The sequence below is a fragment of the Streptomyces sp. NPDC004752 genome (assembly GCF_053601275.1).
This window is the reverse complement of record NZ_JBSGBN010000021.1, coordinates 66,875-92,262: the sequence shown is the minus strand read 5'-3', so window position 1 is coordinate 92,262 and position 25,388 is coordinate 66,875. Positions and strand designations below refer to the sequence as shown.

At 72.7% G+C, this 25,388-nt stretch carries 17 protein-coding genes; 9 read left to right on the top strand and 8 right to left on the bottom strand.

The genetic code is table 11. The annotated features are described in order from the left end of the window. Positions 1-1,456: 1,456 nt before the first annotated feature. The 3 genes from pepN to ACWEKM_RS11885 all read right to left on the bottom strand — a co-directional run bounded on the left by pepN (position 1,457) and on the right by ACWEKM_RS11885 (position 5,115). Positions 1,457-3,958 carry an aminopeptidase N gene (gene pepN / locus ACWEKM_RS11895; protein WP_451621024.1) on the bottom strand — a complete coding sequence of 834 codons (2,502 nt, stop codon included), beginning with the start codon at positions 3,956-3,958 and terminating at the stop codon, positions 1,457-1,459. 56 nt (positions 3,959-4,014) lie between these two features. Then, positions 4,015-4,626: a response regulator gene (locus ACWEKM_RS11890; protein WP_451621023.1), complete on the bottom strand. Its 612-nt coding sequence runs from the start codon at positions 4,624-4,626 to the stop codon at positions 4,015-4,017. Between the two features lie 138 nt (positions 4,627-4,764). Beyond that, on the bottom strand, positions 4,765-5,115 hold the full coding sequence (locus tag ACWEKM_RS11885; RefSeq protein WP_451621031.1) for a chorismate mutase: 351 nt from the start codon (positions 5,113-5,115) through the stop codon (positions 4,765-4,767). A 427-nt stretch (positions 5,116-5,542) separates the two neighbouring features. On the opposite strand from ACWEKM_RS11885, the gene ACWEKM_RS11880 reads away from it, so the two are divergent. Further along, positions 5,543-6,424: a hypothetical protein gene (locus ACWEKM_RS11880; protein ID WP_451621022.1), complete on the top strand. Its 882-nt coding sequence runs from the start codon at positions 5,543-5,545 to the stop codon at positions 6,422-6,424. A gap of 97 nt (positions 6,425-6,521) precedes the next feature. Here ACWEKM_RS11880 and ACWEKM_RS11875 read toward each other — a convergent pair whose 3' ends face one another. Next, positions 6,522-7,247 (bottom strand): vWA domain-containing protein, encoded by a 726-nt coding sequence (locus tag ACWEKM_RS11875; protein WP_451621021.1) that lies wholly within the window; start codon positions 7,245-7,247, stop codon positions 6,522-6,524. Between the two features lie 146 nt (positions 7,248-7,393). Between ACWEKM_RS11875 and ACWEKM_RS11870 the strand changes: the two genes are divergently transcribed. Then, complete coding sequence (locus tag ACWEKM_RS11870) at positions 7,394-8,314, top strand: rhomboid family intramembrane serine protease (protein ID WP_451621020.1); 921 nt, start codon at positions 7,394-7,396, stop codon at positions 8,312-8,314. A 21-nt stretch (positions 8,315-8,335) separates the two neighbouring features. Further along, on the top strand, positions 8,336-9,244 hold the full coding sequence (locus ACWEKM_RS11865) for a chitosanase (RefSeq protein WP_451621019.1): 909 nt from the start codon (positions 8,336-8,338) through the stop codon (positions 9,242-9,244). Between the two features lie 95 nt (positions 9,245-9,339). Here ACWEKM_RS11865 and ACWEKM_RS11860 read toward each other — a convergent pair whose 3' ends face one another. From ACWEKM_RS11860 to ACWEKM_RS11850, 3 genes are all read right to left on the bottom strand, one after another. Next, a complete protein-coding gene (locus tag ACWEKM_RS11860; protein ID WP_451621018.1) occupies positions 9,340-10,800 on the bottom strand; it encodes a glutamate synthase subunit beta in 1,461 nt (486 codons plus the stop codon). Beyond that, positions 10,793-15,322 carry a glutamate synthase large subunit gene (gene gltB / locus ACWEKM_RS11855; RefSeq protein WP_451621030.1) on the bottom strand — a complete coding sequence of 1,510 codons (4,530 nt, stop codon included), beginning with the start codon at positions 15,320-15,322 and terminating at the stop codon, positions 10,793-10,795. Before gltB ends, ACWEKM_RS11860 begins: the two co-directional genes overlap by 8 nt. 488 nt (positions 15,323-15,810) lie before the next feature. Beyond that, a complete protein-coding gene (locus tag ACWEKM_RS11850; RefSeq protein WP_451621017.1) occupies positions 15,811-16,542 on the bottom strand; it encodes a VIT1/CCC1 transporter family protein in 732 nt (243 codons plus the stop codon). A 239-nt stretch (positions 16,543-16,781) separates the two neighbouring features. Here ACWEKM_RS11850 and ACWEKM_RS11845 point away from each other — a divergent pair, with 239 nt between their 5' ends. The 6 genes from ACWEKM_RS11845 (at position 16,782) to ACWEKM_RS11820 (ending at position 24,161) form a co-directional block, all read left to right on the top strand. Further along, positions 16,782-18,014: an ADP-ribosylglycohydrolase family protein gene (locus tag ACWEKM_RS11845; protein WP_451621016.1), complete on the top strand. Its 1,233-nt coding sequence runs from the start codon at positions 16,782-16,784 to the stop codon at positions 18,012-18,014. Further along, positions 18,011-19,126: an ADP-ribosylglycohydrolase family protein gene (locus ACWEKM_RS11840; RefSeq protein ID WP_451621015.1), complete on the top strand. Its 1,116-nt coding sequence runs from the start codon at positions 18,011-18,013 to the stop codon at positions 19,124-19,126. Before ACWEKM_RS11845 ends, ACWEKM_RS11840 begins: the two co-directional genes overlap by 4 nt. Positions 19,127-19,134: 8 nt before the next feature. Then, the gene (locus ACWEKM_RS11835) at positions 19,135-20,310 is read left to right on the top strand and encodes an ADP-ribosylglycohydrolase family protein (RefSeq protein ID WP_451621014.1); all 1,176 of its coding nucleotides are present in this window, start codon (positions 19,135-19,137) and stop codon (positions 20,308-20,310) included. A 188-nt stretch (positions 20,311-20,498) separates the two neighbouring features. Continuing rightward, positions 20,499-22,094 carry an ADP-ribosylglycohydrolase family protein gene (locus ACWEKM_RS11830; protein ID WP_451621029.1) on the top strand — a complete coding sequence of 532 codons (1,596 nt, stop codon included), beginning with the start codon at positions 20,499-20,501 and terminating at the stop codon, positions 22,092-22,094. 61 nt (positions 22,095-22,155) lie between these two features. Then, positions 22,156-23,349, top strand: a complete 1,194-nt coding sequence (locus tag ACWEKM_RS11825; protein ID WP_451621013.1) for a CaiB/BaiF CoA transferase family protein — start codon at positions 22,156-22,158, stop codon at positions 23,347-23,349. After that, positions 23,346-24,161: an HpcH/HpaI aldolase/citrate lyase family protein gene (locus ACWEKM_RS11820; RefSeq protein ID WP_451621012.1), complete on the top strand. Its 816-nt coding sequence runs from the start codon at positions 23,346-23,348 to the stop codon at positions 24,159-24,161. Before ACWEKM_RS11825 ends, ACWEKM_RS11820 begins: the two co-directional genes overlap by 4 nt. Before the next feature lie 57 nt (positions 24,162-24,218). Here the strand turns inward: ACWEKM_RS11820 and lgt are convergent, their stop codons facing one another. Beyond that, positions 24,219-25,310, bottom strand: a complete 1,092-nt coding sequence (lgt, locus tag ACWEKM_RS11815) for a prolipoprotein diacylglyceryl transferase (RefSeq protein WP_451621011.1) — start codon at positions 25,308-25,310, stop codon at positions 24,219-24,221. Between the last annotated feature and the right edge of the window lie 78 nt (positions 25,311-25,388).

The following is a 25,388-nucleotide window of genomic DNA, read 5'->3' as shown; positions in this document are numbered from 1 at the left end:
GCCAGCGTCCTGTGGGCGCTGCTGCGTGACGGAAGAGTGTTCACCTCCGCCTCGCCGGCCACGCAACCGGCTTGACTTCGTCATTGAGACTCCTCCGGGGCGCGGGAAGGGGGAACAACCATGGGGGAGTTCCAGCTTGTACGCGATGGCCTCGACGCGCCCGGGATGCGCAACGATCGGACTCGAAAGTGGGTACTCCCGTACGGGGAAAACCTGTTGGATACCGAACGGCGGGGACGCGGCGTCGGACGGATGACCGACGGTTCCCCGATGCGAGGGGACGCGCCGCCCGGTGGCGGACCGCTGATGCCGTTCACGCGGGGCGCGCAGGGGCGGTCGACACCGGGGCTGAGTGATCCCGGCGGCAGCTCGGGCCGGGCCGAGGCGCTCCCGGGCAGGGCGGGGAGCCTCGACCGGCCGACGGCGACGTCCCGCGCGCTCGGCGGCCCGGGGAGCGCCTCCTGCTGCGGCCGACCTTGTCCCGGGCACGGAGACGACGACGGGCGACACCAACACACAAGCGACGCGGGGTCCTCCGCGAGAGCGACCTACGACGGGCCGCACTGTGCCCGAGCGGGCAGACCGACCCGCCGGTCCGTCAGACCAGTCCCCAGGGACCGGCCCTGGCTCCGAGAGCCGACCCCTGGGGCCGGGGCGGAAGATCGGCCCGGGGCCGGGTGATGGGGGGCGGCGGGTCGGGGGCGGGTGACCAGGGCAGCGGGTCGGGGCCGGGTGAGCAGGGGCAACGGGCCTGGTAGCCGGGGCTCATCGGCGCGAGCATCCCCGGGCGGGGCGTCTTCCGGCGGGCGCGACCCGGCGGAGGGGGCCCCAGCAAGAGGCGGCGGCGCCCCACGGCCGAGGCGGCCCCCGGCGGGGACGAACTCCGGCGGAAGGCGGCGTCCTCCAGTGGAGGCGACCCCGGCCGAGGGGGCGTCCCCCAATGGACACGACCCGGTCGGAGGGTGCGTCCCCCTCAGCCGAGGGTCGGCGCGCGGACCTGCGCGAGAGCCCGCGCAAAAGCGGTCTGCAACGCGCCGGGCTGCGGCCAGGCGAACAGGCCGACCCGCCACGCCGTCACAACACCGGACCCAAGGATCGGCCCAGGAACCGAGGCAGGAGATCGACCCGGGGCCGGACGGCCGGGTCAACCGCCCCGGGGCCGGGCGGTCGAGGTCGGCCATCGGCGCGACCATCCCCCGGCGGGGCGTATTCCGGCGGAGGCGCCCCGGCGAAAGGGGCGCCTCCGGGCAGGAGCGACCCGGCAGGGTCCCCGGCCGAGACGACCCCGGCAAAGCGGGCGTCACCAGGTAGGAGCGACCCGACGGCGTCCCCCGGCCGAGACGCCCCGTCGGAGGAGGCGTCACCGGGTAGGGGTGAGCCGGTGGGGGGGGGTCCTCCGGTGGTGGCGGTCCCGGCGGAGAGGGGCTTTCGGCGGGGAGGTGGGCGCCGGTGGGGGTTACGGCTCGCGGATGCGTAGGGCTCGGCCCAGGTCGTCCAGTTCGTCGGTGAGCCAGCGGCGCAGGGCGGTGCTCGGCTCGCCGTCGCGCAGGCATGCCTCGCCGAGGGCGAGGTTCTCGGCGTCCACCGCGTGGGCCGGGAAGGCCCAGCGGCCGACTGCGGTGGCGATGGCCGGGCCGCGGCGGGCGGCCACGGCGACCGCGTCCAGGTAGTAGCGCGGCACGTACTCCCGTACCAGATCGGCCTGTTCGGGCTGCCAGAAGCCGCGGGCGGTGGCGATGAACAGGTAGTTCGACAGCTCGGTCCCGCTGTCCGCGGCGAACATCGCCTGCCACGCCGCGCGCTTGGCCTCCGGGTCGGGCAGGGCGGCGCGGCAGCGTGCGGCGCCCTCCTGGCCGCTGGCGCTCGGGTCGCGTACCAGTTCGGCGGCGACGGCGGCCTCGTCGGTGGCGCCGAGCACGGCGAGCCGGCCCAGGATGCGCCAACGCAGCTCCGGGTCCAGCTCCGGTCCGCCGGGCACGGTGCCGTCGGCGAGCCAGGCGGCGATCGTGTCGGGGTGGGCGGCGACATCGATGAAGTGGCGGACGGCGAGCAGCCGCAGGCCGGGGCTGTCGCCGTCCTCGGTGCGCCGGATGAGGTCGCGGCAGAGCGCGGAGAGGGTGGCCAGGGCGGCGGGGCGGTCCTCGGGCGTGACGTACCGGTCGGCCACGTGCACGGTGGCGAAGGCGAGGACGCCCTCGACGAGGGCGAGGTCGGTCTCCTGCGGCAGATGAGCGCGGGCGGCGTCCAGGTAGGCGGCGGGCGGGAGTTCGCCGTCACGGACCGCGTCCCGCAGCGCGTTCCAGACGACCGCGCGGGTGAGCGGGTCGGGCAGGCCCGACAGTCCCGTGCGCAGCGCCTCGAAGGACTCGGCGTCGAACCTGACCTTCGCGTAGGTCAGGTCGCCGTCGTTGAGCAGCACCAGCGCGGGCCGCTTGCCGAGGGGGTGCGGCGCGGTCTGCGGCACATCGAGGTCGACGCCCTTGCGCAGCACGAGGCGGCCCTCGTCGGCGAGGTCACGGTCGTACAGACCGACGGTGATGCGGTGCGGGCGGCTGCCGTCGCGTTCGACGGTGAGCGCGCAGGTGCCGTCGGCGGCGGGGGTGACGGCCGGGATGAGGGTGTCGACGCCGGTGGTGCGCAGCCAGGCGTCGGCCCAGGCGTGCACGTCGCGTTCGGTGGCGCCGGCCAGGGAGTCGATGAAGTCGGCGAGCGTGGCGTTGCCGAACTTGTGCCGGGCGATGTGGGTGTTGATGCCGGCCAGGAAGTCCTTCTGGCCGAGCCAGGCGACGAGTTGGCGCAGCGCGGAGGCGCCCTTGGCGTAGGAGATGCCGTCGAAGTTGAGCAGCGCGGCGGCGGTGTCGTCGACGGCCTCGGGGGCGACGGGGTGGGTGGAGGGCCGCTGGTCGGCGTTGTATCCCCAGCCCTTGCGGGCGACGCCGAAGTCGACCCAGGTGTCGGTGAAGCGTGTCGCCTCGGCGGTGGTCTGGTAGCCCATGTACTCGGCGAAGGACTCGTTGAGCCAGATGTCGTCCCACCACTTGAGGGTGACGAGGTCGCCGAACCACATGTGGGCCATCTCGTGGGCGATGACCATGGCGCGGGTCTGCCGCTCGGTGTCGGTGACGGCGGAGCGGAAGACGAACTCGTCGCGGAAGGTGACCAGGCCCGGGTTCTCCATGGCGCCGGCGTTGAACTCGGGGACGAACGCCTGGTCGTAGGAGTCGAAGGGGTAGGGCTCGTCGAACTTCTCGTGGTAGCGGTCGAAGCACGCGCGCGTGACGTCGAGGATCTCCTCGGCGTCGGTGTCGAGGTGGTGCGCGAGGGAGCGGCGGCAGTGGATGCCGAAGGGCAGGCCGTGGTGCTCGGTGCGCACGGAGTGCCAGGGGCCGGCGGCGACGGCGACGAGGTAGGTGGAGATCAGCGGGGTGGGGGCGGCCCGCCAGCGGCCCTCGCCGAGGTGCTCGGTGACCCCGTTGGCGAGGACGGTCCAGCCCTCGGGGGCGGTGACGGACAGCTCGAAGACGGCCTTCAGATCGGGCTGGTCGAAGGCGGCGAAGACGCGCTGCACATCGTCCATGAAGAGCTGGGTGTAGAGGTAGGTCTCGCCGTCGGAGGGGTCGGTGAAGCGGTGCATGCCCTCGCCGGTGCGGGAGTAGCGCATCCGAGCGTCGACGCGCAGTTCGTGCTCGCCCGCGGCAAGGTTCTTCAGCAGCAGCCGGTTCTGGTCCAGCGAGTCCGGGTCGAGGGGCTGTCCGTCGAGTGTGACGGAGCGCAGCTCGGCGGGTTTGACCTCGACGAACGTGTCGGCGCTCGCGGAGCCCGCCCGCACGGAGAACCTGATCGCGGTGCGCGAGTCGAAGGTCTCGTCCCCGGTGGTCAGGTCGAGCTCGATCGTGTAGCGGTGGACGTCGAGGAGCTGTGCTCGGTTGTGCGCTTCGTCGCGCGTCAGTACGGACATGCAGGCCATGCTGCCCGATGCCGCCGACAGCGCACAGGGCGGACGCGGTACACGGTTTATGTCTGTTCCTGGGTTGGGGCGGTCCGCAGGGCGTCGCGTTGCGGAGGTACCCGGCCGTCGGAATGCGGTGACACTCGGCCGTCAGGATGCGGCGGCACCCGGCCGTCGGGGTGCGGCCGGGCGGCGCGCGGGCCGCCGTCACCGTCCTGGGCGCGGTCGGCGACCAGCGCGCGCAGTTCGCGCACCTCCCGCTCCAGGGCCAGGGTCCGCTGGTGGGCGGTGTACAGGTGGCGGACCTTGGTGCGCAGGGCCCATGGGTCGACCGGGGTGCGGACGAGGTCGGCGACGCCGAGCCCGAAGGCGGCCGCGGCCAGTTCGCGGTCCGGGCCCGAGCCGGTGAGCAGGACGACGGGGATGTGCCGGGTCTGCTCCAGGCGGCGTATGCAGCGCACCACGTCCAGGCCGTCCGGTCCGTCCGGGCCGTAGGCGCCGGGGGCGCTCACGTCGAGCAGGAGGAGTCCGACCCGGCCGCGCAGGACCTGCTTGAGCGCCTCGTCCGAGCTGGTCGCTCGGCCGAGCCCAAGGCCCAGCGGGGCCAGGGCGTGCTCCAGTGCGTACAGCGTGTGCTGATGGTCGTCGACGATGAGGATCTCGGCATCCGACGGCATGGCCCCACGTCCCTCCCGCGTGACCCACCAGCTTACGCCGCGGCCCTGACGGGGAGTGCTCGCGGGCTGACGAACAGTGCCCGGCAGTGCGGTTCCGCCCGACCGCCGAGGACCGCGGGCCCGCCGCGTCGCCCGAGGTCAGCCGGGCTCGACGGCCTGGCTCTTGGCGGTGTCCTCGGCGATGCTCTCGTGGTGTCTGATCACCTCGGCCACGATGAAATTGAGGAACTTCTCGGCGAAGGCCGGGTCCAGCCTGGCGTTCTCGGCGAGGCTGCGCAGCCGGGCGATCTGCCGGGCCTCGCGGGCCGGGTCGGCGGGCGGCAGCCGGTGCACGGCCTTGAGGCGGCCGACCTGCTGGGTGCACTTGAAGCGCTCGGCGAGCATGTGGACGACGGCCGCGTCGATGTTGTCGATACTGTCGCGCAGCCGGTCGAGTTCCGCTCGGACAGGGGGATCGACGTCACCGGTACCGGTGTTGCTGGTGCTCATGGGGGCCCAGCCTAATAAGGGGCGGCGGGTTCGATCATCGGTGGGATCGTCGGGGTCGGGGACCCGGGCGCGCAGGCCGCCGCCGGGGACGGTGCGGCGCCGCACCGCGCGGAACCGGACGGCGCGGAACCGGACGGGGGCCGTGCCGACCCGGCGGGTGAACAACCGGGAGAAGGAGGCGGGATCATCGTGGCCGACACGGCGGGCCGCCGCGGCGACCGGCACTTCGGCGGCGGCGAGAAGTGACCGCGGACCGGCGACGGAGGGCCGTAGACCGGCAACGGAGGGGTCGCGGACCGGCGGCGGGTGACCGCGCACCGGCGGCGCAGGGCCGCAGACCGGCGGCGGAGGGCCCGCGGACCGGCGAAAACCGTTCACACCCGCATAGAGTGGATGCGAAGTCCAGGGCGTCCTTGGGGGTAACGGCGTGGCGAACGACGGACCCGTCGAGCACGGCTACCCGCATCTGGAGACGGTGCGGGCCGCGATCACCGCGCTGTACAGGCGCCTGTCGTACGACACGATCCAGACCTTCTCGACCAGCGTGGCCCCCGCGGACGTGGCCTTCTGCGACACCGACGACCTGCACCTGGGCGCACAGCGGGTGGCCGGCGAGATCGTCCGGCACTTCCGGCTGCCGGACGCCCGCCTGATCGTCGGCTTCCGCGAGATGACCCATGCGGCGAACGTCGAACTCGCCGCCGGCCCCGAGTACTTCGTCGAGCTGAACGACCGTTTCCGCACCCACCGCCGGGACATCGGGGCGGCTCTGGCGCACGAGGTGACGCACGTCTATCTGCACCGTCTGGACCTGTCCTTCCCGAGCACGGCTCAGAACGAGATCCTCACGGACACGGCGGCCACGTACCTGGGCGCGGGCTGGCTCCTGCTGGATGCCTTTCGGGAGGACACGGTGTCGTCCCAGAAGCTGGGCTACCTCACCCCGGAGGAGTTCGGGTACGTCCTCGCCAAGCGCGCCCTGGTCTTCGGCGAGGACCCGGCGGTGTGGTTCACCAGTCCGCAGGCGTACACGGCGTACACCAAGGGGATGACCCAGGCCCGGCACGACGCACAGCAGCCACCGCTGACCGCGGCGGGCTGGGCGGGCCGCCGCCGCTACGCCCGCGACCGCCGGCACGCCCACGGGCCGCAGCCCGGCGTGCCCTACACCTTCACCCCCGACGGCGGCGGCCGGCTGCGCGTCTCCTTCCCGTGCCCGACGTGCCACCAGCGCATCCGGGTGCCGGTGAAGGGCCGGGTCCGGGCCCGCTGCACCCTGTGCCGCACGGTGCTGGAGTGCGACACCTGACGCACGGCCCGTCAACCGCGCTCGGTGACGGTGGCCGCCGCGGACGGTGAACTGCCGGCACTCCTCGCGGGTCGGTTTCGACGGGCGGGCGGCGGGGTCACGACCGGGGAAGGATGCCCCTGGCCCGGGCTGCTTTCAGCCAGGCGGGGAACTCGGCGACGAGCCGGTCGTAGAGGTCCGCGTCCGGCATGGTCCGGGGGTCCGAACCGGCGTGGAAGAAGCCCGCGTTGTCGACCACCCGCTTGTCCGGCACCGCCAGCTCGTCCAGCTTGCGCAAGAAGTCGAACTGGCGGCTGTCCGGGTCGCCGAAGCCGACGAACTGCCAGAACAGCGGAAGTTTCGCCGCCTTGCACAGATAGCGTTCGGCGGCGGGTTTGCTGATCGGGCCGCCGTCGGTCTGGAAGACCACGAGGGCGGGGGCGGTGGAGCCGCTGTCGAGATAGTGGTCGATGACCGCGTCCATGGCCAGGTGATAGCTGGTCTTGCCCATGTGCCCGAGCCCGGCGGCGATCCGCCCGATGCGGCCCCGGTGGTCGGCGAGGGCGATGTCCGTGACGGCGTCGACGTCCGTCGAGAAGAACACCACCGGCACCCGGCCGTCGTCGTCGAGGTGTGCGGACAGGCCGAGCACCCGGTCCGCGAGCGCCTGCACGCTGCCGTCCTGGTAGTACGGCTTCATCGACCCGGAGTAGTCGACGACGAGGTAGACGGCCGCGCGCAGCCCGTCGAGCCCATGCTTGGCGAGGGACACCCCGGCCGTGCGGTACGGCTCGACCAGCGCGGGCGCGCTCTCCGCCACCTTGCTGAGACTGATCGCGGCCATGCCGGGCTCCCCCCTCGTACGGCTCCGGAGGCCGAGACTACGCGATCTTCGACCCCCGCCTTTCCCTCCCGCCCCCGCAGTTCGCTATTTTGTTCGCCGCCGTCCCCACCGGCTCGTCCCGTCCCCGTGATTCCGAGGAGCCGGCCGTGGCCGCCGAGTCCGCCGTCACCACCTGTTACCGCCATACCAAGGTGGAGTCGCATGTGCGCTGCACCCGCTGCGACCGCTACATCTGCCCGGCCTGCATGCGCGAGGCCGCCGTCGGCCACCAGTGCGTGGAGTGCGTGCAGGAGGGCGCCCGTTCGGTACGGCAGGCGCGGACGGCGTTCGGTGGCCGGATCACGACGGTGCCGGTCGTCACCGGTGTCCTCATCGGCCTCAACGTCCTCGCCTATCTCGCCGAACTGGTGCGCCCGACGATCGTGGAGTCGTTCGGGATGCTGGGGCGCGGGCTCGTGGGCGGCGACGGCACGCACTACCTGTGGCAGTACCCGTACGGCCCGGACGTGCACGCGGAGGGGCTCGCGGGCGGCGAGTGGTACCGGCTGCTGACCGGGCCGTTCCTGCATCTGCCGGCCACGCAGACGCCGTTCGGCGTCATGCACATCGTGCTGAACATGGTGTCCCTGTGGAGCCTCGGCCGGGTGGTCGAGGCCCAGCTGGGCCGGGTCCGCTTTCTCGCCCTGTATCTGCTCTCGGCGCTCGGCGGCTCCGTGCTGGTGCTGCTGATCGCGCCGGACACCCTGACGGTCGGCGCGTCCGGGGCGATCTTCGGGCTCGGCGCCGCCTACTACGTGATGGCCCGCCGTCTGGGCTACGACATGAACGCCGTCAACCGCTACATGGCCGGGCTGCTGCTGTGGCTGTTGGTCTCCGCCGGGTTCGCGTCCTGGCAGGGGCACCTCGGCGGTCTGCTGGCGGGCGGCGCGCTGACGCTCGCGTACGCGTATGCGCCCCGAGGCGGCCGCCGCACCCTGGTACAGGCGGGCGCGGGTATCACCGTGCTGGCCCTGCTGGCCGTGCTGACCTGGGCGAAGGTCTCGGAACTGACGGGAGGGGCGGCCTGATCGGGGCCGTACGGTGATGTCATGAAACGTGCTGGAATTCTGCTGTTCGCCGCCGTCCCCGTGGTCGTCACGGCGGTGGTGTACCTGGCCACGCCGGGCGACTCGGGCTCGTCCTCGTCCCGGCCCACCACCGCCGCCGCCCAGTCCCGCGAGGACGCCAAGGCGCGGGCCGAGCGGTCGGAGAAGTCCCAGGACGACGAGGTGATCGCGGACGCCCCGCCGGGCCTGGCCGCGCCGGAGAAGAAGGAGCTGGCGCAGCGAATCGTGGCGAGCGCGGAGAACTCCACGCTGGACTGGCGCAGCGCGTACGGCTATATCGAGGACATCGGCGACGGGCAGGGCTACACCGCCGGCATCATCGGCTTCTGCACCGGCACCCATGACCTGCTCACCCTGGTCGAGCACTACACCAAGGCGCACCCGGGCAACGGTCTGGCCGGCTATCTGCCCGCCCTGCGCAAGGTCGACGGCACGGACTCGCACGAGGGTCTTGATCCCGGCTTCACCGCCGCCTGGAAGGCGGAGTCGAGGCTCCCGGCGTTCCGCGCGGCCCAGAACGCCGAGCGCGACCGGGCCTACTTCGACCCCGCCGTCCGCCTCGCCAAGCTGGACGGGCTGGGCACGCTGGGCCAGTTCGTGTACTACGACGCGATGGTCTTCCACGGCCCCGGCACCGGCCCGGACGGCTTCTACGGCCTGCGCGAACGCGCCCTGACGGAGGCCGACACCCCGGCCGAGGGCGGCGGCGAGAAGGAGTATCTGGACATCTTCCTGGACGTGCGCCGCAAGGCGATGCGGGCCAAGCGCCCCGGCATCGACACCAGCCGCATCGACACGGCCCAGCGGCGGTTCCTCTACGACGGCAACCTGGATCTGCACACGCCGCTGGAGTGGCGGGTGTACGGGGAGCCGTATCAGGTGCGTGGGTAGACGGCGGCGCCTGCCCGGGCGTCCGGTCGGGGACTGGTGGGCAGGCGCCGTCGGTGTTCCGTACGCCTTTGTACGGGACGTCTGGTGGCGGTCGGTCAGACCAGGGAGCGGTCCGTCGGGCGGATCGGGGCCGGCAGATCGCTGACGCCGGTCAGCAGGCGGTCGACGCCCTTGGCGGCCGAGCGGCCCTCGGCGATCGCCCACACGATGAGCGACTGGCCGCGGCCGGCGTCACCGGCGACGAAGACGCCCGGCACATTGGTCTGGAAGTCGGCGTCGCGGGCGATGTTGCCGCGCGCGTCCAACTCCAGGCCGAACTGGTCGACCAGGCCGTTCTCCCGGTCGGTGCCGGTGAACCCCATGGCGAGTGTGACGAGTTGGGCGGGGATGCGGCGCTCCGTGTCCGGCTTCTGGGTCAGCTTGCCGTCGACGAACTCGACCTCGGCCAGGTGCAGCCACTGCACATTGCCGTCCTCGTCGCCCTCGAAGTGGGTGGTGGACGCCGAGTAGATGCGCTCGCCGCCCTCCTCGTGGGCCGAGGTGACCTTGTAGAGGATCGGGAAGGTCGGCCAGGGCTGGGCGACCGTGTCCCGCTCGTCGTTCGGGCGGGGCATGATCTCCAGCTGGGTGACGGAGGCCGCGCCCTGACGGTGGGCGGTGCCCACACAGTCCGCGCCGGTGTCGCCGCCGCCGATCACCACGACGTGCTTGCCCTCGGCCGTGATCGGCGCGGTGACGTAGTCGCCCTCCTGGACCTTGTTGGCCAGCGGCAGATACTCCATCGCCTGGTGGATGCCCTTGAGTTCACGGCCGGGCACCGGCAGGTCGCGGGCGGTCGTCGCGCCGGCGGCGATGACGACGGCGTCGTACCGCTTGCGCAGGTCCGTCGACTTCAGGTCGCGGCCGATCTCGATGCCGGTGCGGAACCGGGTGCCCTCCGCGCGCATCTGCTCGATGCGGCGGTTGATGTGGCGCTTCTCCATCTTGAACTCGGGGATGCCGTAGCGCAGGAGGCCGCCGATCCGGTCGGCGCGCTCGTAGACGGCGACGGTGTGGCCGGCCCGGGTCAGCTGCTGGGCGGCGGCCAGGCCCGCCGGTCCTGAGCCGATCACCGCGACCGTCTTGCCGGACAGCCGCTCGGGCGCCTGCGGCCGGACGTCACCGGTGTCCCACGCCTTGTCGATGATCGAGACCTCGACGTTCTTGATGGTGACCGGCGGCTGGTTGATGCCGAGCACACACGCCGACTCGCAGGGCGCCGGGCACAGCCGCCCGGTGAACTCCGGGAAGTTGTTCGTCGCGTGCAGCCGCTCCGAGGCGGCGGCCCAGTCCTCGCGGTAGGCGTAGTCGTTCCACTCGGGGATCAGGTTCCCGAGCGGACAGCCGTTGTGGCAGAACGGGATGCCGCAGTCCATGCACCGGCTGGCCTGCTTGCTGATGATCGGCAGCAGGGAGCCGGGAACGTAGACCTCTTTCCAGTCCTTGACCCGCTCGCTGACGGGACGGGTCTCGGCGACCGCACGGCCGTGGTTGAGGAAGCCCTTCGGGTCAGCCATTGATCGCCGCCTCCATCATCTTCTCGTGGGTCTCGGTCTCGGAGAGACCGGCTCGCTCGGCGGCGTCCTTGGCGGCGAGCACTGCCTGGTAGGTGCTGGGGATGATCTTGCTGAAGCGGTCGGCCGCGGTGTCCCACTCGGCCAGCAGCTTCTCGGCGACCGTCGAGCCGGTCTCCTCCTGGTGGCGGCGCACCACGTCGTGCAGCCACTGCTTGTCCGACTCGTCCAGCGCCTGGACCGCGGCCAGGTTGCCGGCGTTGACATGGTCGCGGTTCAGGTCGATGACGTACGCGACGCCGCCGGACATGCCGGCCGCGAAGTTGCGGCCCGTCTCACCGAGGACCACGGCGTGCCCGCCGGTCATGTACTCGCAGCCGTGGTCGCCCACGCCCTCGGAGACCACCAGCGCACCGGAGTTGCGGACGCCGAACCGCTCGCCGGTGCGGCCGCGCAGGAACAGCTCGCCGCCGGTCGCGCCGTACGCGAGGGTGTTGCCCGAGATCGTGGAGTACTCGGCGAGGTGGTCGGCGCCGCGGTCCGGGCGCACGATCACCCGTCCGCCGGACAGGCCCTTGGCGACGTAGTCGTTGGCGTCGCCCTCCAGGCGGAGGGTGACACCGCGCGGCAGGAAGGCGCCGAAGGACTGGCCGGCCGAGCCGGTGAAGGTGATGTCGATCGTGTCGTCGGGCAGGCCCGCGCCGCCGAACTTCTTCGTCACCTCGTGGCCGAGCATGGTGCCGACCGTGCGGTTGATGTTGCGGATGGCGACCTGGGCGCGCACCGGCTGGGCGTCGGTGGCGCCGGCCGCGGCCAGGGCGTCGGCGGCGAGCTTGATCAGCTCGTTGTCCAGGGCCTTGGCCAGGCCGTGGTCCTGCTCGACGGCCTGGTGGCGCACCGCGCCCTCGGGCAGTCCGGGCACGTGGAACAGCGGCTCCAGGTCCAGGCCCTGCGCCTTCCAGTGGTCGACGGCCCGGCCGACGTCGAGCGCCTCGGCGTGGCCGACGGCCTCCTCGATGGAGCGGAAGCCCAGCTCGGCGAGGATCTCGCGGACCTCCTGGGCGATGAACTCGAAGAAGTTCACCACGTACTCGGCCTTGCCGGCGAACCGGTCCCGCAGGATCGGGTTCTGGGTGGCGATGCCGACCGGGCAGGTGTCCAGATGGCAGACGCGCATCATGACGCAGCCGGAGACGACGAGCGGCGCGGTCGCGAAACCGAACTCCTCGGCGCCGAGCAGCGCGGCGATCACCACGTCGCGGCCGGTCTTCAACTGACCGTCGGTCTGCACCACGATCCGGTCGCGCAGGCCGTTGAGCAGCAGCGTCTGCTGGGTCTCGGCGAGGCCCAGCTCCCAGGGGCCGCCCGCGTGCTTGAGCGAGGTCAGCGGGGAGGCGCCGGTGCCGCCGTCGTGCCCGGAGATCAGGACCACGTCCGCGTGCGCCTTGGAGACGCCCGCGGCGACCGTGCCGACGCCGACCTCGGACACCAGCTTCACATGGATCCGCGCGGTCGGGTTGGCGTTCTTGAGGTCGTGGATCAGCTGGGCCAGGTCCTCGATGGAGTAGATGTCGTGGTGCGGCGGCGGCGAGATCAGGCCGACACCAGGGGTGCTGTGCCGGGTTCTGGCCACCCACGGGTACACCTTGTGGCCGGGCAGCTGGCCGCCCTCGCCGGGCTTGGCGCCCTGGGCCATCTTGATCTGGATGTCGTCGGCGTTGACCAGGTACTCGGAGGTCACGCCGAAGCGGCCGGAGGCGACCTGCTTGATCGACGAGCGGCGCGCCGGGTCGTACAGGCGCTCCGGGTCCTCGCCGCCCTCACCGGTGTTGGACTTGCCGCCCAGCCGGTTCATGGCGATGGCGAGCGTCTCGTGCGCCTCGCTGGAGATCGAGCCGTAGGACATGGCGCCGGTGGAGAAGCGCTTGACGATCTCGCTGACCGGCTCGACCTCGTCGACGGGGACCGGCTGCCGGTCCGAGGCGAAGCCGAACAGGCCGCGCAGCGTCATCAGGCGTTCGGACTGCTCGTTCACGCGCGCGGTGTACTTCTTGAAGACGTCGTAGCGGCCGGTGCGCGTGGAGTGCTGGAGGCGGAAGACCGTCTCGGGGTCGAACAGGTGCGGCTCGCCCTCGCGGCGCCACTGGTACTCGCCGCCGATCTCCAGGGCGCGGTGCGCGGGCGCGATGCCGGAGGCCGGATACGCCTTGGCGTGCCGGGCGGCGACCTCCTCGGCGACGACGTCGATGCCGATGCCGCCGATCTTGGTGGCGGTGCCGTGGAAGTACTTCTCGACGAAGGCGTCGTCGAGTCCGACGGCCTCGAAGACCTGGGCGCCGCGGTAGGAGGCGACGGTCGAGATGCCCATCTTGGACATGACCTTCAGGACGCCCTTGCCGAGGGCGTAAATCAGGTTGCGGATGGCCTGCTCGGTCTCCATGCCCGGCAGGAAGGTGCCCGCGCGGACCAGGTCCTCCACGGACTCCATCGCCAGGTACGGGTTGACCCCGGCGGCGCCGTAGCCGATGAGCAGGGCCACGTGGTGGACCTCGCGGACGTCGCCGGCCTCGACCAGCAGGCCCACGTGGGTGCGCTGCTTGGTGCGGATGAGGTGGTGGTGGACGGCGGCGGTGAGCAGCAGCGAGGGGATCGGGGCGTGCTCGGCGTCCGAGTGGCGGTCCGACAGGACGATCAGCCGGGCGCCGTTGCCGATGGCGGCGTCGGCCTCGGCGCAGATCTCGGCGATGCGGGCGGCGAGGGCGTCACCGCCGCCGCCGACCCGGTACAGACCGGAGAGGGTCGCGGCCTTGAAGCCCGGCATGTCGCCGTCGGCGTTGATGTGGATGAGCTTGGCCAGCTCGTCGTTGTCGATGACCGGGAAGGGCAGCACGACGGAGCGGCAGGAGGCGGCCGTGGGGTCGAGCAGATTGCCCTGCGGGCCCAGCGCGGAGCGCAGCGAGGTGACCAGTTCCTCGCGGATCGCGTCCAGCGGGGGGTTGGTGACCTGCGCGAACAGCTGGGTGAAGTAGTCGAACAGGAGGCGCGGGCGCTCGGACAGGGCGGCGATCGGCGAGTCGGTGCCCATGGATCCGATCGGCTCGGCGCCGGTCTTGGCCATCGGCGCGAGCAGGACGCGCAGCTCCTCCTCGGTGTAGCCGAAGGTCTGCTGACGGCGGGTGACCGAGGCGTGGGTGTGCACGATGTGCTCGCGCTCGGGCAGGTCGCCCAGCTCGATCTCGCCGGCCTCCAGCCAGTCGGCGTAAGGCTGCTCGGCGGCGAGGGCCGCCTTGATCTCGTCGTCCTCGATGATGCGGTGCTCGGCGGTGTCGACGAGGAACATCCGGCCGGGCTGCAGCCGGCCCTTGCGGACGACCTTCGCGGGGTCGATGTCGAGGACGCCGACCTCGGAGCCGAGGACGACCAGGCCGTCGTCGGTGACCCAGTAGCGGCCGGGGCGCAGTCCGTTGCGGTCGAGCACGGCGCCGACCTGGGTGCCGTCGGTGAAGGTGACGCAGGCCGGGCCGTCCCAGGGCTCCATCATCGTGGCGTGGAACTGGTAGAAGGCGCGCCGGGCTGCGTCCATGGAGTCGTGGTTCTCCCACGCCTCCGGGATCATCATCAGCACGGAGTGCGGCAGCGAGCGACCGCCGAGATGCAGCAGCTCCAGCACCTCGTCGAAGGAGGCCGAGTCGGAGGCGCCCGGGGTGCACACCGGGAAGACGCGCTCCAGATTCCCGCCGTTTCCACCGTTGCCGCCGCCGAAGAGGTCGGAGACCAGCCGGGACTCGCGGGCGCGCATCCAGTTGCGGTTGCCCTGCACGGTGTTGATCTCGCCGTTGTGGGCGACGAACCGGTACGGGTGCGCGAGCGGCCACGACGGGAACGTGTTGGTGGAGAACCGGGAGTGCACGAGCGCGATCGCGGTGGCGAAACGGCGGTCGGACAGGTCCGGGAAGAAGGGTTCGAGCTGGCCGGTGGTCAGCATGCCCTTGTACACGATCGTGCGCGCGGACAGCGACGGGAAGTACACGCCGGCCTCGCGCTCGGCGCGCTTGCGCACCACGAACGCCCTGCGGTCCAGCGCGATGCCCTCGTCGGCGCGTCCCCCGGAGACGAAGATCTGCCGGAAGACCGGCATGGTCGAGCGGGCGGTGGCGCCCAGCAGTTCTGGGGCGACCGGAACCTCGCGCCAGCCGAGGACGGTCAGCCCCTCCTCGTGGGCGATCGTCTCGATCTGTGAGACGGCCCCGGCGGTGTTCTCCTCGGGCAGGAAGGCGATGCCGACGGCGTACGCCCCGGCCGCGGGGAGTTCACATCCGGCCACCTCACGGAAGAAGGCGTCGGGCACCTGGGAGAGCAGTCCCGCGCCGTCGCCGGAGTCCGGCTCGGAGCCGGTGGCACCGCGGTGCTCCAGGTTGCGCAGAACCGTGAGCGCCTGCTCGACCAGCGCATGGCTCGCCTCACCGGTGAGGGTGGCCACGAAGCCGACGCCGCAGGCGTCGTGCTCATTGCGGGGGTCGTACATACCCTGGGCAGCAGGGCGAGCATCCATGAACGACCAGTTCCGGTCATTCGTGGGGTGCTGGGACGGCTGGCGCGGCGTACGCATCGGCTCTCCCGTCGTCGTCATCTGGCATATGCAGTGCCGAGGGACGACGCTGGCCCTCTGCGTGAGTGCAAAATTTCGTGCAGGTTACATGATGGAGCGGTTCTCGGGAAGCGGATACTCCGTTCCAACATGCGGACGTCGCCGGGGTGCGCGACAGAGGTGCCGCGCGCGGCGGCGGAAGTATGTGGGGACCGGTGCGGACAGCTCCATGTCCAGCGGCGGTCCAGCGGCCCGAGGGGGCGGGAGGGGCTTGCATCGCCCATCCCTAGGATGCGCCGCGGGCTTCATTGCCCACAGCGCTTACGGCTCATGCCCAGTGGTCAAGCATTCGAAACCAGTGGGTAACAGTTGTACCGGCGGGCAACAGCTGCTTATGCGGCCCAGCGCATAGGTACTAAGTCAACTTATCCTACGGCGGTTCCGAACAAACTGCCCAGGGCGTACGTCACGCCGGCCGCCGCGCCCCCCAGGGCGAGCTGCCGCAGACCGCTGAACCACCAGCTGCGCGCGGTGACCTTCGCGACCACGGCGCCGCAGCCGAACAGCCCGATGAGGGCCAGCAGCAGGGCCGGCCACAGCGCGGTCGCGCCCAGCAGATACGGCAGGACGGGCAGCAGGGCACCCAGCGCGAAGGAGCCGAACGAGGACACCGCCGCGACCAGCGGCGACGGCAGGTCGCCCGGGTCGACACCCAGCTCCTCCCGGGCATGTATCTCCAGCGCCTGCTCGGGGTCCCGGGACAGCTGTCTGGCGACCTCGCGGGCCAGCTTCGGCTCGACGCCCCGCGTCTCGTAGAGTGCCGCCAGCTCCTCCTCCTCGTCCTCCGGGTGCCGGCGCAGCTCCCGCCGCTCGACATCCAGCTCGGCCTCGACCAGCTCACGCTGCGAGGCGACGGAGGTGTACTCGCCGGCCGCCATGGAAAAGGCACCGGCGGCGAGGCCCGCGAGGCCCGTGATGACGATGGTCTGGTGACTGACCGCGCCGCCGGCCACACCGGTGATCAGGGCGAGGTTGGAGACCAGGCCGTCCATCGCACCGAACACGGCGGGGCGCAGCCAGCCGCCGTTCACGTCCCGGTGTGTGTGATTGTCCCGGTGCGCCTCATGCAGCGCGGCCCCGGTCTCGATGATGGCCACAGGGATCCCCCAAGAGCTTCGCTGGACAGGTTCTACTTTTCGACAACAGCGAACCTACGCCTTTGATTTCCCTCCCGCCAGCAAGGAAAGGCTGGGCTAACCTGCGGCTTTACCTTCTTTGCTCATACGTGCGCATGCTTGCGCACATGTCGACCGGGTGATGCTGAGGCCCTCGGCGCTCGCGCCGACGGCTCCCGTGGCAGACATCCGCAAAGGTCACCCCGAGAAGAGAGCCGCCCATGGCATCGATCGCCCGCATCCCCTCGGTCCCGTCCCCCGGGGACGCCACCGAACTCCGCGAGCGGGCGCGCGGCGCACTGCTCGGACTGGCGGTGGGAGACGCGCTCGGGGCCCCGGCGGAGAACCTGAAGCCCTCGGAGATCCGGGCCCGCTGGGGCCGGATCACGGGATACGTGGTCGAACAGCCGTCGGGTACCGACGACACCGAGTACGCGATCTTCTCGGGGCTGCTGCTCGCCCGGCACGGCTCGGCGCTCACCCCGGAGCATGCGGAGGCGGCCTGGCACGAGTGGATCGCGAACCGGCACGAAGGGCCCTTCCGGGGCGCGGGATTCAGCGAGCGGGGCACGCTGGAGAACCTCCGACGGGGGCTGGCCGCGCCCATCTCCGCCCAGCACCGCCACGCCTGGAGCGACGGTCTCGCGATGCGGGCGGCCCCCTTCGGGGTGTTCGCGCCGGGCCGCCCAGCCGAGGCGGCCCGGCTGGTCGCGATCGACGGCTCGGTCAGCCACGACGGCGAGGGCCTCTACGGCGGACAGGCGGTGGCCGCCGGGGTGGCGGCGGCGATGGCGGGGGCGCCGGTCAGCGCGGTGGTCGCCGCCGCCCTGGCCGTCGTCCCCGACGACTCGTGGACGGCCCGTTCGCTGCGCCGGGCGGTCGCCGTCGCCCACCGCGGCGAACGCGCGGTCCGCTCCGCGGTCGTCGTCGGCGGCTACCCCTGGACCGACCTCGCCCCCGAGGCGGTGGCGCTCGCCTTCGGCGCGTACGCGTCCGCCGACGGCGACTTCAGGCGGGCCGTCCTGACGGCGGTCAACATGGGCCGGGACGCCGACACCACGGCCGCCGTGGCGGGCGCGCTGGCCGGTGCGACCGAGGGCGTCTGCGCCATCCCGCCCGACTGGGCGGCGGCGATCGGTCCGGCCCGCGGCACCTGTCTGCCCTCCATGGCGGGCCGCCATGTGCTCGACGTGGCGGACCTCCTGATCGAGGCGACACGGAAACTTCCGGACCAGGAGACACCCGAACCGCGGGACGCGGAACCGCCCGTGCCGCACCTCCCGTCCGGTGCGCCGCACGACCTCGTGGCGCGGGCCACGCACGTGCTCGTCCCGGACGCCGTACGGGACGAGGCCCACGCGGCGGCCAGGACGGCGACCGTGCCGCCCGCCGACACCGCGGCCTATGTACCCGCGGCGTGCACACCGGTCGAACAGGAGGAGGTACTGCCGTGAGCCGCCGGATCGAGGGACTGCTCCTGGGACTGGCCGCAGGCGACGCCGCCGGATGGCCCGCGGCACGACACCGGGCCGCCCGAATGCCCGAGTGGACACGACGCCTCACCCGCGAGCTGGACACCTTCGCGGAGCAGAACGCGACGACCACGCTGCCCGTGCCGATCGCGCTCAACCAGCCCCCGGAGCCGCTGCGCCTCGGCCCCTCCGACGACGCCGAGTGGGCGGTGTTCGCGGCCGAGGCGGTGCTGCGCGCCGGCGACGACAGCGCGCTCGGGGACCTGAGCCGGGACCGCCGCACCCGGACCGCCATCGACCTCACCTGGAGCGCCGTCGCCTCCGAGGTCGCCGCCGCGGCCGAGCGCGCCCCCGAGGTCGAGTCCGCGGTGCTGCCACTGCGCGCCCGGATCTCGGTCCGGGCCGGCCTCGGCAACCTGGCCACCGGACTGCGTCCGCCCGCCACCGGCCACGACAACCCGCACTACTTCGACGACGCGGCCTGCGTACGCGCCTGCGTGCTCGCCGTCGCGCACCGCGGCGACCCCCGACGCGCCGCCGAACTGGCCGAGTTCGACGCCCGTTACACCCAGGACGGCGACGGGGTGCACGGGGCCCGGGCGATGGCGGCGGCCCTCGCGCTGGCTCTCTCGGGCGCGGACGTGGACGCCTGTGTGACGGCGGCCCTCGGCGAGTTGCCCGCGGCCACGGAGATCGGCCGCAACGCCCGCCACGCACTGGCCCTCGCCCAGGACACCGGGACCGCCTTCGCCCTGATCCCGCTCCTGGAGCACCAGATCGTCGACCACGTCTACAGCTACGGCATCGCCGCCGCCGAGACCGTGCCGGTCGCCCTCGCCCTGGCCACCGCGGCGCGCGGCCGGATCGCCGAGGCCGTGCCCGCCGCCGCCTGCCTGTCCCGGGTCGCCGACTCGGCCCCCGCACTGGCCGGGGCGCTGACCGGGGCGCTCGGCGGCGGCGCCGCGGTCCCACCCGCGTGGCGGGACGCCTGCCGCACCCTCTCCGGCTGTGCGCTCCCCCGCCTCACCGGCACCGACCTGGTCGAACTCGCCGAACTCCTGGAAGCCGCACAACCGGCCACCCCAGGGGGATGATTCGGGACATGACACCCACAGCAGATGAAAGCGGCGGTCCCGGTCTGTCTGAGCGGATCACCGGGGCACTCGTCGGCGCCGCGGTCGGAGACGCCCTCGGCGGCCCCGTCGAGGGCTACTCGCCCGCCCAGATCCTCGAACGCCATGGTGGCCGTGTGCACGGCATCGTCGGCCCCTGGCACGGCGACGCCTGGCGCACCGCCCGCCCCATCGCCCCATACCACAAGGGCGACGGGCACATCACCGACGACACGTTGATGACCCATGCGCTGGTCCGGGTGTACGCGCGGGTCCGGGACCATCTGGACGCCTACGCCCTCGCCGACCACCTGGTGCCTGACCTGATGACGAACCCCCGCTGGATCCCCGAACTGGAGGCGGAGGCCCTGCCCCTGCACCGGATCTTCCTGGCCGAGAAATGGCTGGTGGCCCGGCTGGCGTACGGCCATGTGGACCCCCGGGAGGCGGGCACGGGCAACATCGTCAACTGCGGGGCGGCGATGTACATGACCCCGGTCGGCCTGGTCAACGCGGCCAACCCGGCGGGCGCGTACGCCGAGGCGCTGGACATCGCGGGCGCGCACCAGTCGTCGTACGGCCGTGAGGCGGCCGGGGTCTTCGCCGCGGCGGTGGCGGCGGCCGCGGCACCCGGCGCGAGCCCTCAGTCGGTGGTGGCCGCCTGCCTGTCACTGGCGAAGGACGGCACCCGGGCGGCGATCGAGGAGATCTGCGCGGTGGCCGGCCGGTACCGCGACATCGAGTCGGCCCTGGTCCCGTTGCGGCAGGCGGTGGCCCCCTACGACACGGTCGGCCCCGACTACCGCGCCCCGTCCCTCGGCGCCCGCCGCCCGTCCCGGCTGCACTCGATCGAGGAACTCCCGGTCGCGCTCGGCATGTTGCTGGTGGCCGACGGCGACTACCGGAAGGCGGTCCTGGGCTCGGTCAACTACGGCCGCGACTACGACTCGATCGCCACGATGGCGGGCGCGCTGGCCGGCGCCCTGGGCTCGCAGGTCCCAGAGGACTGGTCGAAGACCGTGGCGGAGGCGAGCCGACTGGACCTGTGGGCGCCGGCCCGGACGCTCACCGAGGTCGCCCGGGAGGTCTTCACGCGGGACGTCGGGCGCCGCCGGGCCCACGAGCGGGCGTTCACCGCACTCGGGGGTCCGGAATGCTCCGACTGACCTGGGTCCAGCCGGAGGACCTGGTGGCCCACGAGCTTCGCCAGGCGCGGCAGGACGGACGCGAGCCGGCGGCGATCGAGGCCCGGTGGACGGCGGCGGGCGGTGGTGCCGCACCGGTGCGGGCCGGTGCCTCCCCGCAGCCCGCGTCGCGGTATCTCCGGTTGCTCGCGGAGGACCTGCTGGACGAACTGGCCGACCTGCCCGGCACGTTGGCCGAGCGGGAGCCGACCGAGCTGACGAGGATCAAGGCCCTGTGCCCCGACTGGCCGACCGAACCGCTCCCACCGGGCGGCGGAGCGAAGAGTCGCCGGGCGCCGGACCGCGCGCCGCCGCATCACGGGGCGCCGGGCCACGGAGCGCCGAGCCATGGGGCAGCGGGCCACGGGGCAGCGGCCCACGGCACGACGGGCAGTGAGCCGACAGGTGGTGGTCCGACACGTGGTGGACCCTCACACGGTGGATCGACACACAATGCCCCCACACACGGTGATCCGACACACCATGCACCCACACGTGGTGGACCAACACACAGCGGTCCAACACACAGTGCACCGACAGGCAGTGGACCGGCGAGTCACGGACCGACGGCCGACGGACCGGCCGGTCACCGCACGTCAGATCACAGGTACCCGGATCACGGGTACCCGGACCGCGAATCCTCGGGCCCCGGGGCCTCGCGGCGTCCGGACCAGGAGGGGTTCCGGGGCGGCGCCCACCGCACGGCCCTCACCCCGCTGCGACTCGAAGCGGCCTGGCTGGGACGGGCCGTCGGCTGTCTGCTGGGCAAGCCGGTCGAGAAGCTCCCCCTCGAAGGCATCCGCCGGCTCGCCCGGTCCACCGGCAACTGGCCCCTCGCCGCGTACTTCACGGCCCGCGGGGTCCCCGAGGATCTCAGGGCGGCACACCCCTGGAACCGCCGCTCGGCCGCCACCTCACTCGCCGAGAACATCGACGGCATGCCGGAGGACGACGACCTCAACTACCCGCTGCTGAACCTCCTGTTGCTCCGCCGGCACGGCAGGGCGTTCGGCACCGTCGACCTGGCCCGGCTCTGGCTCGACGAACTCCCCGTCGGCCGCGCCTTCACCGCCGAACGCATCGCCTACCGCAACCTCCTCGCCGGCCTCGAACCCCCGTACACGGCCCGCCACCGCAACCCCTTCCGCGAGTGGATCGGCGCCCTCATCCGCGCCGATGTGCACGGCTGGACCAACCCGGGCGACCCGGCCGCCGCCGCGGAACAGGCCCACCGCGACGCCGTGCTCAGCCACACCGCCAACGGCGTCTACGCGGCGATGTTCACCGCGGCCACCATCGCCGCCGCGGCCACCGGAGCCCTCGACGTGCACGCCTGCCTGCGCGTCGGCCGCACGGTGGTGCCGCCCGCATCCCGGCTGGCCGAGGCCCTCGACCACGCCGTCGGGCTGGCCGCCGCGCACCCGGACTTCGACCACGTCGTGGACGCGCTGCACGCCCGCTACTCCGCCGCCTACCACTGGGTCCACGCCATCCCCAACACCGCCCTGATCGCCGCCGCCCTCACCCACGCGGACGGCGACTTCACCGGCTCCATCTGCCGCGCCGTGTCGGGCGGCTGGGACACCGACTCCAACGGCGCCACCGCGGGCAGCATCGCCGGCCTCCTCGTCGGCTCCCCCGCCGCCCTGCCCGACCGCTGGACGGCCCCCCTCAAGAACCGCCTCGCCACCTCCGTCACCGGTTTCGACGGCACCGGCTTCGACACCCTCGCCCACCTCACCCACCTGGAGGCGACCCGCCCATGACCGCCAGCGCACCCGACAGCACCACCACCGGCCCCGGCCCGCACGGGGCCCAGTACGCCGGATGAGCGCCCCCCGACCCCTGCACGGTCTGCGCGTCCTCGATCTCGCCACCCTCTTCGCCGGCCCTCTCGCCGCCACCCTGCTCGGTGACTTCGGCGCCGAGGTCATCAAGGTCGAGCACCCGGCGAAGCCCGACCCGTCCCGCGGTCACGGTCCCGCCAAGGACGGCGTCGGTCTGTGGTGGAAGCTGCTCGGCCGCAACAAGCGCACCCTCACCCTGGACCTGTCCAGGCCCGGCGGTCGCGCCACCCTGCTGCGGCTGGCCGCCACCGCCGACGTGGTGATCGAGAACTTCCGGCCCGGCACGCTGGAGAAGTGGGACCTGGGCTGGGACGAGCTGTCCGCCGTCAACCCGCGCCTCGTCCTCACCCGGGTCACCGCCTTCGGCCAGTTCGGGCCGTACGCGCGCCGCCCCGGCTTCGGCACCCTCGCCGAGGCGATGAGCGGCTTCGCCGCGATCACCGGCGAGCCGGACGCACCCCCGACGCTCCCGCCCTTCGGCCTCGCGGACTCCATCGCCGCCCTGGCCACGGCGTACGCGGTGATGACGGCGCTGGCCGCCCGGGAACACACCGGCGCGGGCCAGGTCGTCGACATGGCCATCATCGAGCCGATCCTGACCGTCCTCGGTCCGCAGCCGATCTGGTACGACCAGTTGGGCCACGTCCAGCCACGCACCGGCAACCGCTCGCAGAACAACGCCCCGCGCAACACCTACCGCACGGCCGACGGCAGTTGGGTCGCCGTCTCCACCTCCGCCCAGTCGGTCGCCGAACGCGTCATGGACCTGGTGGGCTGCCCGGACCTGATCGACGAGCCGTGGTTCGCGACCGGCGCCGGACGGGCGGCGCACGCCGACGTCCTCGACGCGGCGGTCGGCCGCTGGATCGCCGCCCGCACCCGCGACGAGGTGGTGTCCGCCTTCGAGAAGGCGGAGGCCGCGGTGGCGCCGGTCCAGGACGTGCGGGACGTGATGTCCGACCCCCAGTACGCCGCCCTGGGCACCATCGCCACCGTCGACGACCCCGAACTGGGCCCGCTGCGCATGCAGAACGTCCTCTTCCGGCTCTCCGCCACCCCCGGCGGGATCCGCTGGGCGGGCCGCCCGCACGGCGCGGACACGGAGGCCGTCCTGACCGAGCTGGGCCTGACCCCGGCGGAGTTGCACGCCCTGCGCGAGGAGGGCGCCCTGTGATCCCGTTCCCGCTCACCTGGCTGTATGTCCCTGGCGACCGCCCGCACGTGGTGGCCAAGGCGCTGGCCTGCGGCGCGGATGTGGTGGTCATCGACCTGGAGGACGCGGTCGCCCCGGACCGCAAGGAGTACGCCCGTGCGGCGACCGTGGACCTCCTGTCCGAGCCGCAGCCGGTGCGGGTCCACGTCCGGGTGAACGGCACGGAGGGGTCGTGGGCGGCGGCCGATCTGCGGGCGATGGCCCAACTGCCGGGCGTGTCCGGGGTACGGCTGCCGAAGGTGACCTGTGCCGAGGAGGTGGTGCGCGCCGCGGACGCCACCGGTCATCGGCTGTACGCCCTGCTCGAAACCGCCCAGGGCATCGAGCACGCATACGCCATCGCCGCCGCCCACCCGGCGCTGCGGGGCATCTCCCTGGGCGAGGCGGACCTCCGGGCCGACCTGGGCGTACGCGACGACGCGGGCCTCGACTGGTGCCGCTCCCGGGTCGTTGTCGCCGCACGGGCGGCCGGGCTCGCGCCGCCGCCCCAGTCGGTTCACCCCGACATCCGCGACCTGGAGGGCCTCGCCGCTTCCTGCGCCCACGGCCGCTCCCTCGGCTTCCTCGGCCGGGCCGCCATCCACCCGCGTCAGCTGCCGATCATCGAGCGTGCCTATCTGCCCACCCAGGCGGAGCTGGATCAGGCCGAGACGATCGTGAAGGCGGCGGCGACGGAGCGCGGCGCCCAGGCGCTGCCGGACGGCCGGTTCATCGACGCGGCCGTGGTGGCGGCGGCCCGGCGGACGCTGTCTTTGGTGGCCCGCAGGCCGTGAGACACAAGGAGGGCGCCCCCGCGATCCGGGGCGCCCTCCTCGTCGTACGGTCCTGGGTCAGCTCTTCTTCGTGGCTGATCCCGCCTCGTCCTTCGTCTCCGAGACGCCGGCATTCTCGGCGCTCGCGGCCCGGCCCTCGGGGATCCCGGTGGCCTCGGCCTCCGCCTCAACCCGCTCGCCGGCCTCGGCCTCCGCCCCGTCCCCCGTCGGATCCGGCGCCCGGCCACCCGCCGCGTCCTGTGCCTTGTCCTCCGCCTTGTCCTGCGTCTCGTCGTCCGACGCGGTACCGGACCCGGTCTTCGTGTCGGGGACCGAGCCCTCGGCGTCCGCCGCGGCGGCCGGTTCCACCACGGCCTCCCGGCCGGGCCGCTTCTTCGCCGACACGACGAGGTACACCACCGCCAGCGCGAAGACGAGCAGCGCGGTCCAGTCGTTGAGGCGCAGGCCCAGGATGTGGTGGGCATCGTCGACGCGCATGTACTCGATCCAGGCGCGGCCCACACAGTACGCGGCGACATACAGGGCGAACACCCGGCCATGGCCCAGCTTGAAGCGTCGGTCGGCCCAGATGACCAGGGCGGCGACACCGATGCACCAAAGGGACTCATACAGGAACGTCGGGTGGTAGTAGCCCGGCACCCGGCCGCCCGAGGAGGAGGTGATGTGCACCGCCCAAGGGAGACCCGTCTCGCGCCCGTACAGCTCCTGGTTGAACCAGTTGCCCCAGCGGCCGATCGCCTGCGCCAGGGCGATGCCGGGGGCGACTGCGTCGGCGTACGCGGGCATCGGGATGCCTCGGCGCCGGGCGCCGATCCACGCGCCCAGCGCGCCGAGCGCGATCGCGCCCCAAATGCCGAGCCCGCCCTCCCACACCTTGAAGGCGTTCACCCAGTCACGGCCCTCGCTGAAGTACAGCTCGTAGTCCGTGATCACGTGGTAGAGCCGACCGCCGACGAGGCCGAACGGCACGGCCCAGACGGCGATGTCGGCCACCGTGCCGGAGCGGCCGCCGCGGGCGATCCAGCGCTTGTTGCCGAGCCAGACGGCAACGAACACGCCGATGATGATGCAGAACGCGTAGCCGCGCAGCGGAATCGGGCCGAGGTACAGCACCCCGCGCGACGGGCTGGGAATGTAGGCAAGTTCCATGGCAGGGTCGACGCTACCGTGCCGGGCCGGGCACACGGCAGTCGGCCCGGCTACGGGTCCATAACGGGGGCGTGAGAA

Bases quoted from the DNA above. Each gene is read 5' to 3' on its own strand.
- pepN (WP_451621024.1), bottom strand. From the start codon at position 3,958: ATGTCCGTACTGACGCGCGACGAAGCGCACAACCGAGCACAGCTCCTC.
- ACWEKM_RS11890 (WP_451621023.1), bottom strand. From the start codon at position 4,626: ATGCCGTCGGATGCCGAGATCCTCATCGTCGACGACCATCAGCACACG.
- ACWEKM_RS11885 (WP_451621031.1), bottom strand. From the start codon at position 5,115: ATGAGCACCAGCAACACCGGTACCGGTGACGTCGATCCCCCTGTCCGA.
- ACWEKM_RS11875 (WP_451621021.1), bottom strand. From the start codon at position 7,247: ATGGCCGCGATCAGTCTCAGCAAGGTGGCGGAGAGCGCGCCCGCGCTG.
- ACWEKM_RS11865 (WP_451621019.1), top strand. From the start codon at position 8,336: ATGAAACGTGCTGGAATTCTGCTGTTCGCCGCCGTCCCCGTGGTCGTC.
- ACWEKM_RS11860 (WP_451621018.1), bottom strand. From the start codon at position 10,800: ATGGCTGACCCGAAGGGCTTCCTCAACCACGGCCGTGCGGTCGCCGAG.
- gltB (WP_451621030.1), bottom strand. From the start codon at position 15,322: ATGTACGACCCCCGCAATGAGCACGACGCCTGCGGCGTCGGCTTCGTG.
- ACWEKM_RS11845 (WP_451621016.1), top strand. From the start codon at position 16,782: ATGGCATCGATCGCCCGCATCCCCTCGGTCCCGTCCCCCGGGGACGCC.
- ACWEKM_RS11835 (WP_451621014.1), top strand. From the start codon at position 19,135: ATGACACCCACAGCAGATGAAAGCGGCGGTCCCGGTCTGTCTGAGCGG.
- ACWEKM_RS11825 (WP_451621013.1), top strand. From the start codon at position 22,156: ATGAGCGCCCCCCGACCCCTGCACGGTCTGCGCGTCCTCGATCTCGCC.
- lgt (WP_451621011.1), bottom strand. From the start codon at position 25,310: ATGGAACTTGCCTACATTCCCAGCCCGTCGCGCGGGGTGCTGTACCTC.